Here is a 14,829-nt window from a genome sequence, read left to right as displayed (position 1 = left end):
CGTCCGGCAGGACGACTTCTGCCACAAGCCGTTGATAGCGATCAATATCTCTGATCCGTATGAGCACCACCTTTTGAAAACAGGCGTCACTGGTAAATTGTTTGGCGCGCGTACCATATGCCTGTTTTTTTTCCGGTGTATCAATGCCCCACAAGCGAATACGAACAGCTTTACCATCCCGCAGCACACTAATGGTGTCCCCATCGGCAACGCCGACAACACGCCCTTTGAATTCATTGGCGTTAAGCTCCGGTTCAGGCGGTTGTTGACAACTAAGATCATGGAGAACCAGCAAGCAAAGAAACGATGCCACACAGACGCGCGTTAGGAGGGCCTTGCAAACTCTCCGACTCATAAGAGCCGGTGACGCCTTCGTCTCTACAATGCCCAGAGATTTCAAATAATTGGAAAAAGATGCAAAAATGGGTTTAACCTTCCTATGCTCCATGGCGCGGCCTCCCGCCAAGAACGACGACAAATCCCTTTACCTGCAGGATTGATGACGGCCTTTTCAGATCGCTGTATTTTCCTTTGTTTTCGTGTCCTTGTAATTCAAATTGTAAAGATTTTTTATGGTCTTATTGATTCGGGCATAGCGGGCACTCCCCACAATACTGACAACGATACCTGCAGGCAAACAGCCGATGCCCAATACTAAAAACCAGGTATGGGTCGCAAAATTGATTATGGTAAGTCCCGCGACAAGCAAAGCGACCCCGGAACGCAAATACGCCAGAAGGGTTCTTTCATTTGCCAGCAGGGTGCGATCAATAGCGAGATGATCTCTCAAAATAAGATTTTCTTGTTTCATTTTAACCAACGAACCTTGTCGGTACCTACATCAATTCCTAATTGTTCAAATACCATTCCGGCTTGCATAGTCCGTGAGAAAGAGGAAAGGGATGAACCAATAAAACCCCACGTCGTAAACATGGTTCAACACCTATCCCGGTTCTTTTCTATAAAAGTATCACCAAAGCGGTATAGCAAGTCAACCAGCCGGGTTTGCCGAAGCCTTGTTGACGTGAGACAATAGAAGCGGCTCTGTAGCTTAGCTTTCTCTTTGACAGGGGAATTACAGATCTTAAAAAGTCACGCTACCCCAACCCCTTGGTTTTAAATTATGAATTATGTACTCCCCTTTAAAAAACAAGAACTCTTTTCAGCACGTTTTCTCGGCCGGCCCAATCGCTTTTTAGTTGACTGCGAAAATGAGCAACACGGTACGATACGTGCTTTTCTTCCCAATCCGGGACGCCTTTCAGAATTGCTCTTTCCCGGAGTGCGCCATTATGTATTGGATCAAACAAAGGGTGCCGAAAACCGCAAAACCAAATATACGGTTATAGCCGTCGATCGGGATAAGGCACCGGTTATGCTCCATACCCATTGGTGCAACGACATGGCGGAAGTGTTGTTGAAGGATCACGCAATTCCCGGTTTGGAGGACGCCCGTGTGGTACGGCGCGAAGCGAAGGTGGGCCGGAGCCGTTTTGATTTCTTACTCGAAGACGCCTCCGGATTATTTTATCTCGAAGTGAAATCCTGTACCCTCTTCGGCAATGGGGTTGCCATGTTTCCCGACGCGGTCACCGAACGGGGGCGCAAACATCTATTGGAATTGGCGTCTCTTTCCGCAGAAGGTTTCCCGTGCCGCGTTTTATTTATCGTGCAGACTGAAAAGGTTAAATGGTTTATGCCCGACTACCATACAGACCTCGCCTTTTCCCAAACATTGCTGCACGTGAAAGATCAGGTCAAGATTGATGCCCTCCCCGTCTCATGGACTAAATCCATGCATTATAAACCGGGCACTCAGATGTTACAGATTCCCTGGGATCATATTGAAAAAGAAGCCAACGACCGCGGTGCCTATCTGCTCATTCTTAAGCTGCCTGAAGATACAACCCTATCCATTGGCAGTCTTGGCGACCAAAATTTTAAAAAGGGCTATTACATCTATGTGGGGTCCGCGATGGTGAATCTGACCAAACGAATTGAACGACATGGCCGAAAACGCAAACAGAAACACTGGCACATTGATTATTTTCGCGCCGCCTGTGACGTCGTTGATGCCTTGCCTATCCGTTCGTCCCAACGCATGGAATGCATACTTGCCGACGAGGTGAAAGCACAATTCCCAGAAAATACCAATTGCTTCGGCTGTAGTGATTGCCGCTGTGAAAGTCATTTATTCTATTCACAAGATAATCCCCTACACCAACCCGCATTCCACCAATGGCTCCAAAGCAGACGCATGGCTCCGCCTCAATAAACACACGAGGAAAGCCGCCGGTGTTTATTTTCTTCGGGAAATATTCTGTATAATGGCTGACACGCACACCGGTACAAGGACTGATTTATGAATACGACCTCGCCATTAGCCCCGAAAAAACGCCCGCTCGTCATCGCCCACAGAGGTGCCAGCGACGCAGCGCCCGAAAATACCCGTGCTGCTTTTCTCTTAGCAAAAGACATGGGAGCAGATTATTTTGAGTTGGATGTGCAGTTAACAAAAGACGGTGTCTTAGCCGTGTTCCATGACCGTGATGTCAGCCGTTTCTGCATTAAACATGTTCCTGTTGTTCACATGACCATGAGCGACATGCGCACCATAGATGTGGGCTCTTGGTTCGCCCCCGAATTCGCCGATGAGCGTGTTATCAGTTTGGAGGAAGCCCTAGATCTCGCCGATCAGCGCACCGGTGTTTACGTGGAAATTAAAAGTGCCGTTGATGAAACACCGCTCATACCCGATATGCTCGAAATCATTGTCGGCCGAAAATCATTGACTCGATGGGACTGGAAATACCTCTACGATGCCGCCTTACGTCTCAGCGCTGACAGTATCGTCATGGCACACCGAGCCATCGACGTCATACGCCCTTACCTCAATAAATGCCCCATTGTCGTGCAAGCCTTTTCACCCGTCATCGCCCTCATCTTTATGAAGGAAGCGCCCGATATCCGCTTCGAATTTTTGGGAATGGATCTGCCCGAACCGCCCAATATCTGGCGTGATTTTGTGCTCTACGGCAACGCACTCAATGTCGCCGGCTTTAATATTAACTTAGGTTCTTTCGATGAAGCACGCCTGTCGCACTTTCGCGATTATGGGCGCACTTGCGCGATCTGGGTTGTAGATGAAACGGAAGCGATGCTGCAGCTTGCCGCCGCCGGTGTCGATGGGATTATTACCAACAAGCCGGATCTCTGTCTTCAGACTTTGACCGAAGAGGCTATATAAATCGATTCGTAACGATGCCCTCGTCTTCGAGCTTTCAACAAGGAGTACCTCTTTTGAATCCACAATTTAGCGTCTTTGACTGGACTATTGTTGCAGGCTACATGGCGGCTGTGCTGGTCATAGGGGCGTGGATATCCGGGCGGCAGACCGACTCGCGCTACTTTTTCTTAGGCGGGCGCAGTGTCCCCGCTTGGGCTGTGGCATGCTCTGCCATAGCCACCGCCATCAGTGCAGCCACCTTTATCGGCGTCCCTCAAATCGCCTTCGAAGGAGACCTGAGCTATTTGATCACCTATGTGGGCAGTGTGATCGCCGCCTTCATCATCGCCTTCCTCTTTGTACCGCCTCTTTATAACGCAGGCACTATAACCATCTACGGTTATTTGGGGCAGCGCTTTGGCACTGGCGCCAAATCGGCGGCAGGACTCATGTTTCTTTTTGGCCGGCTCCTCTCTTCCGGCGCGCGCTTGTTCATGGCTGCCATCGGTTTTTCCATGATGCTTTCGGGAAACGTAACCCGCAACGAACTTATATTTGCGGTCATTATTCTTGGAGTAGTAGGTACAGTCTACACTTTTTTCGGAGGCATACGCGCCGTTATTTGGACTGACGTGCTGCAACTTATCGTCTTTACAGCAGCAGGTCTTTTCACCCTCATCTTTCTCTATCAGCTCATCCCTGCTTCCGGTTCTGACATCTGGGCAGCCTTACAAAATAGTGAGGGAACAGACAAACTGCGCATCGTCAACAGCAGCTTTACCTTAGAAAACCCCTTTACCCTCTGGTCCGGTCTTTTCGCCATGACTATTGTCGCCGTATCCACCCATGGCGTGGATCAAGACATGCTGCAGCGCGTTATGACCGCCAAATCGCCGTGGCACGGCGGGTTGGCATTGATCAATTCCATGATTTTTACCATCCCCATCGTCCTTCTCTTTTTGGTGATCGGTCTGCTCCTATATGTGTTCTATCAACGCCCCGATTTGATGGGAGCCGCAGCCCCGCAGGATATTATTGAAGACACCCGCAGGGTCTTCCCCCAATTTGTCCTGCACCATCTTCCCACCGGAATGCGCGGCTTAACCATGGCTGGATTATTTGCCGCTGCCATGAGCACTTTCGACTCCGCTATCACCGCCATGGCGAGCTGTCTCGTTGCAGATATTTACGCCCCATTCTTTTGCAAACAAAATCCCGATTCCCCTTTAGAAAAAACAGAAGCCTTACCTGACTTAAAAGCGTCGCGCCTCGCTGTCGGGATCATGGGTGTTTGTCTGACCTTCTTCGCCATTGGCGCTATCTACATGCAAGAGAAAGGCGGTCAGACCTTAATTGATTTCGCCTTGGGCGTCATGGCTTTTGCATTGGCGCCTTTACTCGGCGTCTTTTGCGTCGCCCTCTTCACCAAACGAGGAAACACGAAAAGCGTCTATGCCGCCCTTGTTGTAGGTATTGTGGCAGTCTTACTGCTCCAACCCTATATGCTTCCCAAAATGATGGGATTTAAAATTGCGTGGACCTGGCTATGGGTCATCGTGAGCCCCTTATGCGCATTCATTTGTTTCATCGGCGCTCCCCTGAATAGGCAAAAAGGAGACAGCTTATGAGTCGGGAACTTTTCGAAGACAATCAAAACCCGCAAGCATCATCCCGACAAACGCCGCCCCTTGCACGCAGAGTAGCACCCGCCTGTCTGGAAGAAATCATCGGGCAGGATCATATCATTGGCGAGGGCAAATTGCTGCGCCGTGCTATTGAAGCAGACCGAATCACTTCCCTCATTTTATACGGGCCGCCCGGATGCGGAAAAACGGCTTTGGCACGGGTCATTGCCAGAAAAACGCAGGCGGGCTTCGAGGCGATCAATGCGGTACTCTCCGGAATCACCGCCATACGCAGCGTTATTAAAAATGCCGAGGATCGATGGGCCGCCTATCAAAAAAAGACCATTGTCTTCGTAGATGAAATTCATCGCTTCAACCGTGCCCAGCAGGACGGGCTGCTCCCCCATGTTGAGAACGGAAAGATTATCATGATTGGCGCAACCACAGAAAACCCTCATTTTGCCGTGGTCGCCCCGCTCTTATCCCGCTCTCAACTCTTTCAGCTCAAGCCTTTGGGCGAAGAGCAGTTGCGCCAATTGCTATACCGCTTCCTCACCCATCCCAAGCGGGGCTTTTCCGATCTGACGCTGACCCTGGATGAAGAGGCGGCAAATCACATCGCCCGTTACGCCGAAGGTGATGCGCGCCGCGCCATTAACGCCTTGGAAATTGCGCTGCTCACCACCCCCGCGCAGGAAGGGAACATTCATGTCAGCGCAGAAATCGCCGCAGAATCTATCCAACAGAAATTGCTTCATTATGATGGTTCAGGAGATGCCCATTTTGATGCGGCCTCCGCCTTCATAAAAAGCATGAGAGGCAGCAACCCGGACGCTGCGCTCTATTGGATGGCACGCATGATCGAAGCAGGCGAACCGCCCCAATTTATTGCAAGGCGCATTTGTATTGCCGCAGCCGAAGAAGTGGGAAATGCTGATCCCATGGCGCTCGTCGTTGCCAATGCCGCCTTCCAAGCCGCCCAGTTGGTCGGATTTCCTGAAGCAAGGATCATCCTTGCACAAGCGGCAGTTCATGTAGCCTGTGCCCCCAAAAGCAACGCGTCTTATAAAGCCATCGACAAGGCGATACAAGATGTGCGCCAACAGACAAGTGTAGCAGTACCCGACCATCTCAAGGATCGTTCCTATCCTGGAGCAAAAGCACCCGAACAAGGCGAGCCCTACCGATACGCCCATGACTATGAAGAGGGTTATGTGACGCAGGATTATGGCGTAACACGAGGCCACTATTACAGTCCTACAGAGCGAGGCGCTGAAAAGGAAATCAAAACGCGTCTCGACGCCCTAAACAAACGAGATGAGAGCGAAGCGAAATCCTCTGAAGATCAAGCACCGTCAGTGTGATGGTTTTTCCGTGTCCTTAGGCAAGTCTTCCATTACCGCTTTCAGCTGGTCATGTAATTCAGGTTTCGATTTGATCAATTGCGTTAAGCGGCGAAGCCGCATGCCCATATCCAAGGTAATAATGTGTTCCATCTTACAGGCGTCCCGCAAGGCGTCTTCCCGAGGCACACTTAAAATATCCGTAAAGAAAGCAAGAAGACTATCAAAGTTTTTCACGACCAAATCGGTGATATGCTTGCCCTCCTCTGTCAACAACAAGAAGCGGTTGGGATCCTCTTTAACCCAGCCTCTCTTTTTGAGCTGAGTCAGCGCCATGGACGCGGCGCCGCGGGAAACCTCCAGCATCTCCGCCACATCTGTAGTGCGCGCATAGCCCAATTCTGAGCGCAGCGCTTCTATAGCAAGCAGATAATGGGCGCGCGAATGGGACAAGTGATTGTAGGTGATTTCGCTGCCATGTCCCCCATCCGCTCCCATGTCCCGTTCTTTGAAACTCCGTATTCCATCCGGCACTTTTGACATAATAACGATAATTTCCTCTCTGCTAGAGCAGCAGCAGTTGAAAATAAAACATATCTTAAGATTGTTCACTTTATTTTAGCCTTTTACTTAGGCACAGTATCTAACCGGATCATTGGGTAAGGCTATGAATAGCTGCTAACCTGTGTGCGCTCTAACGCTGTTGCCCGTCATGCCCGGCAAATACTTTAACACCGAGATGCTCGAATAGACTCCCATTCAGTCTTGTCATGGGACAGATTGACGGTAACCTTTTGAAAATATTGCTCAAAAGTGGTAGAGTATATACACATGTACCAGCCTGCGTACCTGTTTCCTTTCCCCGAAAGTCAAACGACCTAATTTTTTTTATTCGTTGAAAATAAGAAATCAAGATTTCAGGGCCGGAAGCTTATCCTCTTCAACAAGCGGCCCTATCTTTATGTAGAGGAGTGTAAGTATGCCAACCTATTCATATGAATGTAAACGATGTAGTCACGTTCAAGATATTTTCCATGCTATGAGTGCATCCCCAAAGATTAAGTGTGAGAAGTGCGGCGGTGCCTGTATCCGGCTTTTAGGCGCAGGTGCAGGAATTATCTTCAAAGGAACCGGCTTCTACGAAACCGATTATAAAAATAAAGGGAAAGCCCCTTCGGGCAATGCAGGGAAAAACTCTTCCACAACGGGAGAACAATCCGCCAAATCAGAGAAAAAAGAAGTGTCAACAGCAGCAAAAGCTGATTGACAAAATGGCTATAGACAGTCCTCACCACGGAAAAGATCCATGAATACCGAAACCATCAAACAACTCAATTCTCAACACATCATCAATACCTATGGTCAGCGCAAACTCGCCCTTGTCCGCGGAGAAGGCGCGCGCCTGTGGGATGCAGAAGGCAAAGAATACCTGGATTTCTTTGCGGGTATTGCCGTTTGTAATCTGGGACATTGTCATCCAAAGGTCACCGAAGCCCTTTGCCGACAAGCAAAACAATTGGTTCATGTCTCCAATCTCTACTACATTGAACCGCAAGTAAAGCTGGCTGCACTTCTCAGTGAACACTGCTTTGCAGACAAATGGTTCTTTTGCAACAGCGGCACCGAAGCCAATGAGGGCGCGATCAAATTAGCACGCCGTTTTTGGGCACAACAGGGAACACCCAAACCTGAAGTCATCACAGCGACCCACTCCTTCCACGGACGCAGCTTGGGCGCCCTCAGTGCCACAGGACAACCCAAATATCATCAAGGCTTCGAACCCCTCCTGCCCGACATTAAACACGTTCCCTACAATGATCTTAAGGCGCTGGAAGAAGCGCTGACCAATCGAACCGGTATGGTGTTGTTGGAGCCCCTACAAGGGGAAGGCGGCGTTCGCGTACCTTCGCCCGGTTATCTCCAAGAAGTACGCAACCTGTGTTCCGACAAGAAAATCCTCTTGGCCTTCGACGAAGTACAAACAGGTCTGGGACGAACGGGCACCTTATTCGCCTATGAACATGAACATGTAATCCCCGATATTATTACCCTCGCCAAGGGATTGGGCAATGGTGTTCCGATCGGCGCCTTAGGCTGCAACAATATCGTAGCCGAAGGCTTCGCGCCCGGCGCGCATGCCTGCACTTTCGGCGGAAACCCTCTCAGCTCTGCCGCTGCATTGGCAACTATGGAAGTATTGACTTCCCCCGGATTTGTTGATCATGCCGCCAAGATGGGCAGCTATCTCGTCCAGGCGCTGTGCACCGTCGCACAGGACTATCAATCTATTGTTGAGGTACGAGGTCGGGGACTGATGATCGGTATCGAATTTGATCGGCCCGTAGCCCCGCTTATTGATGCGCTCTTGGATGCCGGTATTATTTGCGGACAAGCCGGCCCGGAAGTATTGCGCTTTCTTCCTCCCTTAATTATTGATACCAACGCCGTGGATTGTGTCATTGCGGCACTCGTTGCCTGTTTGGAGGGTTTGGGATGGTAAAGAATTTTCTTTCACTGGCAGATTTTTCCGGCCCTGAAATCCTCGCCTTTTTGGAACTTGCTGATGAGCTTAAAAAACATCAGAAAGAAGGGCGTGCCCACGAGTTGTTGAAGGGGAAAACCCTCGCACTCATTTTTGAGAAACCGAGTCTCCGCACGCGACTCACCTTCCAGCTAGGCATGTTTCAGCTCGGCGGATTCTCGCTCCTCATGGACATGCGCCTGGGCCAGCGGGGATCAGTGCCCGATGTGGCGCGGAATCTCGAACGCTGGGTCGATGGTATCATGGCGCGCACTTTCCGTCACGAAGATGTAGAGCAATTGGCGCAATGTGCTTCTATCCCTGTAATTAACGCCCTTACCGACAAATTGCATCCCTGCCAAATCCTGGCAGACGTGCAGACGCTGCGCGAACATAAAGGCACCGATCTATCTTCTTTGAAAGTGGCTTTTGTAGGCGACGGGAATAACGTATTTCATTCGTGGGCAAATTTCGCGTCACGAATCCCTTTGAATCTAACCTTGGTATGCCCCGAAGGCTATGAGGGCGATCCCCAAATCATGGAACGGGCCGCAAAAGAAGCGAAAGGACAAATCGCAATTGTCCATGATCCCGAAGAGGGACTTAAAGAGGCGGATGTAGTCTATACTGATGTATGGACCAGTATGGGACAAGAACAAGAAGAGGCAATACGGGAAAAAGTTTTTGCGCCCTACCAAGTAAATGCCGCGTTAATGCAGTTGGCAAAGCCCGATGCGCTGTTCATGCACTGCCTCCCGGCGCAACGGGGACACGAAGTAACAGAAGACGTTATCGACGGACCCAGTTCCGTTTGTTTTGATCAGGCTGAGAACCGGCTTCACGCACAAAAGGCGGTATTGGCGACCTTATTGCGCAGCGGAAATGTATAGTCCGAGCGCTTCCTATATAGAACACGAGTTACGAAACAAGGATTATGCCTCATGAGCACCACTAAAAAAATTGTACTTGCTTATTCCGGCGGTCTGGATACATCCATTATCCTAAAATGGTTACAGGAAACGTATAAGGCGGAGATCATCGCTTTTATCGCCGATGTGGGCCAAGGAGAAGAAACAGAACCTGCCCGCAAGAAAGCCATCGAAACCGGCGCGTCACAAGCGATTGTCGGCGACTTACGAGAGCCCTTTGTTAAGGACTTCGTATTTCCTGCTCTCCGTGCCAATGCCATTTATGAAGGCTGTTATTTACTCGGTACCAGCGTAGCCCGCCCCATTATTGCGAAAGCGCAAATTGATGTCTTGCGCGAAACCGGCGCTGACGCGGTGTCACACGGTTCCACCGGCAAAGGGAACGACCAAGTTCGTTTTGAACTGACCTATCTGGCGCTCGAACCCAATGTACGCATACTTGCCCCTTGGCGTGATCCCAACTGGACCCTGAACAGCCGGGAAAAGATGATTGAATACGCGAAGAAGCATGGCATCCCTGTGCCCGTGTCCAAGGCGAAACCCTATTCTTCTGACAGAAATCTCCTTCATATTTCTTTTGAAGGCGGTGTCCTTGAAGATCCTTGGAACGAGCCGCCTGAAGATATGTTCCTGCTCAGCGTTTCCCCCATGGCCGCCCCCGATACGCCCACCTATGTGGAAATTGATTTTGAAGAAGGTACTCCTGTCGCGGTTGACGGTCAACGTCTGGGCCCGGTCGCCCTTCTCGAAAAACTCAATGCGCTCGGCGGCGCCAACGGAATCGGAAGGGTTGACATGGTCGAAAACCGCTTCGTCGGCATGAAGTCACGGGGCGTGTATGAAACACCGGGCGGAACTATTTTATATGCCGCACACCGTGCCGTCGAATCCATCACCATGGATCGTGAAGTCATGTTGCAGCGCGATCAACTTTCCCCCAAAATTGCGCAGCTCATCTACAACGGATTCTGGTTCTCCCCCGAAATGGAAGCGCTCACTGCTTTCGTAGACAAAAGCCAAGAAAATGTTACCGGTACGGCGCGCATTGCCCTCTACAAAGGCAATTGCACCGTCGTCGGCCGCCGTGCAGAAAAAACGCTCTATGATGCGAAAGTGGCAACCTTTGAAGAAGATGAAGGAATCTACGAACAGATGGATGCCACCGGCTTTATTCGACTCAACGCACTGCGCCTGCGCGCACGCAAAAACGCGGGATTGTTTTAATCGTGTCGTCTCCTGTCGATCCCACCGTTTTCCCAAAAGCCATGGATGAGATGCCTAAGATTATGAATGAGGCGACAGCGGCGGAACAGCTCCGGCCTCTTGCCGCCTCATTCACCATACTCAAAAATCCGCCCTACGTTTTTCCCCCTTACGAAATCTGTCCCCTCGCACCGGCGTCCACTATCCTCGAAGAGGGTATGGAAGCGGCGGTCATGGACATGGACGGCACCACTACAACCACAGAAGCCTTATGCATTGAGTCCTTGGCAACCATGGTCTCCTGTATGTGTGGGAAAGGGAAAGTAGGCGCTTTTTCAATTCTATCGCCGGAGCGTGATTATCCGCATATTATCGGAAACAGCACCACCCTCCATGTAAAATACTTGGTAACTACCTATGGCGGGGATATTTCTGCAGAAGGTTTTTGCCGGCATTTTATACGTGCCGCCGCGTGGAACATCAGCTGCGGCATTGACCCCCTTCGTGCGGAAGAAACACGCACCTCTCTGATTACGCAAGGACTGGGCGAACTCAGCGCCTGTGAAGATTTTCAGCAACTCGGTCATGCCATGACACACTCCGATAATGCCACAATAGAAACGCTATTGGATACGCTCACCTCCCGTTGGCAACCGCGGCTGGTCATGAATACCCTTTCCGACCTCGTTCGTATCGGCATTGAAATCTACTATCAGCATTACCACGAGCTGCTGAAGCAGTTTGATAAGAATGATGCCGATCACGAGACGAGCCAAGAGCTGATCAAACCCATGCCCGGAATAGGGATTGCTTTAGCGATGATGAAAGGATTGCTTGGCGAAGAGACAGGCAAGCTTTCCGACAGAATCCGCGCCTTGTTGCCTGAAAGTGCTTCAACCGATCCAACTGAGATTCAACGGGGATTAGCCTGTCTCCTTCCTCTTGGCCGCTATTTTCAAAAGCATCCGGTCAAACTGGCATTGGTCACCTCCTCTATCGCCGCCGAAGCAAAGATTGTCTTGAAAGAAGTGTTTCAGGTTATACGCCGCGAAATTAAAGAGTGGGAAGTATCGGAGGCGCTGCGCGAAAGCTTGCACCACACCTTCGCAGATCCTGCAACCTTTTACGATGCACGCATCACGGCCGATGATTCCAGTGAAATTCGATTGAAGCCCCACCGTGATTTATATTCCATTGCGCTCCATACCCTAGGCATTCCGCCTGATCGTTTTCACCGTGTCGCTGGCTTTGAAGATAGTGAGTCCGGCGTAACCGCCATCCGCACGGCCGGCATTTCCCTGTCCTGTGCAGTACCTTTCGCAATGACCGCTGACCACGGCTTTGACGCAGCCACCGTCGTTTGCACCGGCGGTATGCCGGAAGTAATACTCAAAAAACGCTTCTTCCTGCCCGAGAAACGCTTTCTCGCGCCGGAATAGCGTAAAGGGCTCCACTGCCGCTATGTGCGCACTTGCGTTCCACCCCGCCCGGCGAAAGCTGCGCGCGCGCGGGGTTCTTTCAATCAGACATAACGGGACACGACAGCAAGCCCGGAAGCAACGCTGGTGAAGGTGTCGCGGCTGCGCAAACGATCTGCAGTGAAACGATCCTCCAACATGGCGCGAATCGCAGGAACCTGACAGGTACCCCCTGTAGTCAGCACAAGATCAATATCGGAAGGCTTCACCCCCGCCCTGGATTCCGCCTCAATAATGCAGCCGCGCATGTCCTGAATCGTAAGTTCAACGATATGGGAAAATTCTTTTTGTGCCAAGACGTCATTAATCTGAATGTCATCTTGGGAAATCGTGATTTGGGTGCTCTCCACATCAGACAAACGCTTTTTGGCAGCTTCCACTTCCCGCGCAATGAGATATCCGTAGTTCTTTTGGATGAGGCAGCGTAATGCACGCAGCCCTTTGGGATCATTTGAAAAGACCTCGGCAGCAAGAAGCCAATTAATCATTTCTTCCCGATTTAATTTATAAATATTCTGCCAGTCGAGTACTTGATTATAAAGATACTGAGGCATCGGCAGGTGAGAAGGACCGTAACGTGCGCGGCTGCCTAAAAGCGGAAAGATACGGTTCCGCGTGATTTCATGATCCAAAGCATCGCCCGCCACAGGCAAACCTGCCACTCCGAGAATCTGGCTTGAAGCCAAGCGCTCAGCTACATTTACGCCGCCGCCAAAATCAATGACACAGACATCACAAGTTCCGCCACCAATATCGACCACCATGAGCCGTTGCTGCCCACTGGTTTCCACAGCATATTCAATACACGCCGCTACAGGCTCATAAAAGAATACGACCTGTTTAAAACCTGCCAACGACGCTGCAGAACGCAACCTTTCTTCCGCCAACGCATCTTCATCATCATTTTCGGAAAAACGTACAGGCCTGCCGAAAACCGCTGTATCCACGTCGTAGCCGGCATAGCGATCCAAGGCCCCTTTCATCGGTTTCAGAATGAGAGAAACAAGTTCCTCGATTTGATAATGCGAATCAAATACTTCGGTACCTTTAAACATCGGTTGACGCAATAAGCTCTTTAAGGATTGAAATAAACGCCCGGGCAAATTGACTTCCACCGTAGCGCGCGCTTGAACGCCCCGCCGCACATGGATATCCATCACCCCCGGATTATAGGTGTCGCTTTTATCAGGCTCTGACCCCACATACTCGGGTACGATAACATCCAAGTCCACCATACGGGTTTTGACCTCACGGTCCACATTCCGTTCTATATAGCTTTCCGCAGCCGCCCGTCCTACAATCTGCTCCCCTTCCCGCGAGATATATAAGAGTGAGGGCAGCGAAGTGGGAAGATCGTTGCGAGGATCCAAAGGCAATGCTTTGATCTGATTCCCGTCATAGACCGCCACACTTGAATTTGTCGTCCCAAAATCTACACCAAAATACAGTGAACTCACGCAGTATCCCTTTTGCTCAAAACGATATTTTTCAAATATATGTACGAGTGAAATCGTTTAGTATAACAATTCATCTCAAAAAAAAGAAATCCCAAAACGCCCCGGGCTGTGCACCGACTCCCCCCGCGACATAGGGTCGGTTTTTTGAAAAAGGAAGGCTGCAGCAGCCCCTTCTAAGCACTCCTTCTTTCACAGGAAGCCGTCTGCACACCTGACGCTCACCATCCGATCCAAGACCGGCATTACTAACAGCTAAAGCCACAGAATGTGCCGCCCCTTCATCATCCATAGGCATCATGACACGCTTCTTCTCACCCTCATCCAAAGTCTCAACGTTTCGCACGGGAAAAGGTTAACCATACCGTTATTTATAATATGCTAAAATAGTATTTAAGAATTGTTCCGAAAGTTTTGACTTCTATTTTGCTAAAACTTTTAGTGCTGTACCGGGAGGATTTATTATGTCAGGCAAAAGCGCGCCTTTTGCACCGCTCCTTTTAAGTATCATCGCTTTAATGGGGATCAGCTTCCTGCTCGTGGGCTGTGAAAGTCCGCCCTTTGATCCCATATCCTTCCTGCCTGCGCCCAATAAATACGAAGTAAAAATTCTGCGTGATCAGTGGGGCACACCCCATATCTATGGAAAAACTGATGCCGACGCCGCCTACGGTCTTGCCTACGCCCACTGCGAAGATGACTGGATCAATATTGAAGACACCATCTTGTCGGCGCGAGGTGAATTGGCCCGTAAGTTGGGCCGTGACTTGGTCAAGTTCGATTATATAGCCCATTTGTTTAAGGTCGTTTCTTTTACCGAAGAACACTACGCAAGCGGGATCAGCCCTGAATTACGTGCTATCGTAGAAGCCTATGCCGAGGGGATCACCCATTACGCGGCGCTCCATCCCGATCATATGCCTTATTTACGGTTACCTGTTACCGGCAAGGACATCATCGCCGGGGTCATGATCAAAGCCCCGTTTTTCTATGAGCTTCAGCGCAGTTTGGAAGAAATGATGCGCAATTCCGACATTCAACTTGACGAGG

The 14,829-nt window shown here is 50.3% G+C and carries 14 protein-coding genes; 10 read left to right on the top strand and 4 right to left on the bottom strand.

Annotated elements, in window-relative coordinates; translation table 11 throughout:
• On the bottom strand, positions 1–355 hold a 355-nt coding region (locus tag GX117_04725; protein NLO32647.1), incomplete at its 3' end, for a hypothetical protein.
• Between the two features lie 156 nt (positions 356–511).
• Positions 512–811 carry a DUF202 domain-containing protein gene (locus GX117_04720; protein NLO32646.1) on the bottom strand — a complete coding sequence of 100 codons (300 nt, stop codon included), beginning with the start codon at positions 809–811 and terminating at the stop codon, positions 512–514.
• A gap of 312 nt (positions 812–1,123) precedes the next feature.
• Here GX117_04720 and sfsA point away from each other — a divergent pair, with 312 nt between their 5' ends.
• The 4 genes from sfsA (at position 1,124) to GX117_04700 (ending at position 6,215) form a co-directional block, all read left to right on the top strand.
• A complete protein-coding gene (gene sfsA / locus GX117_04715; GenBank protein ID NLO32645.1) occupies positions 1,124–2,275 on the top strand; it encodes a DNA/RNA nuclease SfsA in 1,152 nt (383 codons plus the stop codon).
• An 87-nt stretch (positions 2,276–2,362) separates the two neighbouring features.
• Complete coding sequence (locus GX117_04710) at positions 2,363–3,247, top strand: hypothetical protein (GenBank protein NLO32644.1); 885 nt, start codon at positions 2,363–2,365, stop codon at positions 3,245–3,247.
• Positions 3,248–3,300: 53 nt separating this feature from the next.
• Positions 3,301–4,854, top strand: a complete 1,554-nt coding sequence (locus tag GX117_04705; GenBank protein NLO32643.1) for a sodium/solute symporter — start codon at positions 3,301–3,303, stop codon at positions 4,852–4,854.
• Positions 4,851–6,215: a replication-associated recombination protein A gene (locus tag GX117_04700; GenBank protein NLO32642.1), complete on the top strand. Its 1,365-nt coding sequence runs from the start codon at positions 4,851–4,853 to the stop codon at positions 6,213–6,215. The genes GX117_04705 and GX117_04700 overlap by 4 nt, the downstream gene beginning before the upstream one ends.
• Here the strand turns inward: GX117_04700 and GX117_04695 are convergent.
• Positions 6,207–6,737 (bottom strand): metal-dependent transcriptional regulator, encoded by a 531-nt coding sequence (locus tag GX117_04695; protein NLO32641.1) that lies wholly within the window; start codon positions 6,735–6,737, stop codon positions 6,207–6,209. The genes GX117_04700 and GX117_04695 overlap by 9 nt on opposite strands.
• A 436-nt stretch (positions 6,738–7,173) precedes the next feature.
• Between GX117_04695 and GX117_04690 the strand changes: the two genes are divergently transcribed.
• The 5 genes from GX117_04690 to GX117_04670 are packed head-to-tail and all read left to right on the top strand — an operon-like array spanning position 7,174 to position 12,286.
• Positions 7,174–7,461, top strand: coding sequence for a zinc ribbon domain-containing protein (locus GX117_04690; GenBank protein NLO32640.1), 288 nt, complete (start codon positions 7,174–7,176; stop codon positions 7,459–7,461).
• A 39-nt stretch (positions 7,462–7,500) separates the two neighbouring features.
• Complete coding sequence (locus GX117_04685; protein ID NLO32639.1) at positions 7,501–8,694, top strand: acetylornithine transaminase; 1,194 nt, start codon at positions 7,501–7,503, stop codon at positions 8,692–8,694.
• A complete protein-coding gene (gene argF / locus GX117_04680) occupies positions 8,688–9,605 on the top strand; it encodes an ornithine carbamoyltransferase (GenBank protein NLO32638.1) in 918 nt (305 codons plus the stop codon). The genes GX117_04685 and argF overlap by 7 nt, the downstream gene beginning before the upstream one ends.
• A 51-nt stretch (positions 9,606–9,656) precedes the next feature.
• Positions 9,657–10,868, top strand: a complete 1,212-nt coding sequence (locus GX117_04675) for an argininosuccinate synthase (GenBank protein NLO32637.1) — start codon at positions 9,657–9,659, stop codon at positions 10,866–10,868.
• Between the two features lie 2 nt (positions 10,869–10,870).
• Complete coding sequence (locus tag GX117_04670) at positions 10,871–12,286, top strand: HAD family phosphatase (GenBank protein NLO32636.1); 1,416 nt, start codon at positions 10,871–10,873, stop codon at positions 12,284–12,286.
• Between the two features lie 83 nt (positions 12,287–12,369).
• On the opposite strand, the gene GX117_04665 is transcribed toward GX117_04670, so the two are convergent.
• Complete coding sequence (locus GX117_04665; protein ID NLO32635.1) at positions 12,370–13,782, bottom strand: Hsp70 family protein; 1,413 nt, start codon at positions 13,780–13,782, stop codon at positions 12,370–12,372.
• 461 nt (positions 13,783–14,243) lie between these two features.
• Here GX117_04665 and GX117_04660 point away from each other — a divergent pair.
• Positions 14,244–14,829 (top strand): penicillin acylase family protein (locus GX117_04660; GenBank protein ID NLO32634.1); only part of this gene is annotated, 586 nt, incomplete at its 3' end.

Source organism: Candidatus Hydrogenedentota bacterium (assembly GCA_012523015.1).
Taxonomy (GTDB): domain Bacteria; phylum Hydrogenedentota; class Hydrogenedentia; order Hydrogenedentales; family CAITNO01; genus JAAYBJ01.
Note: the sequence above shows the minus strand (reverse complement) of the source record. Positions and strands in the feature narration are given on the sequence as shown.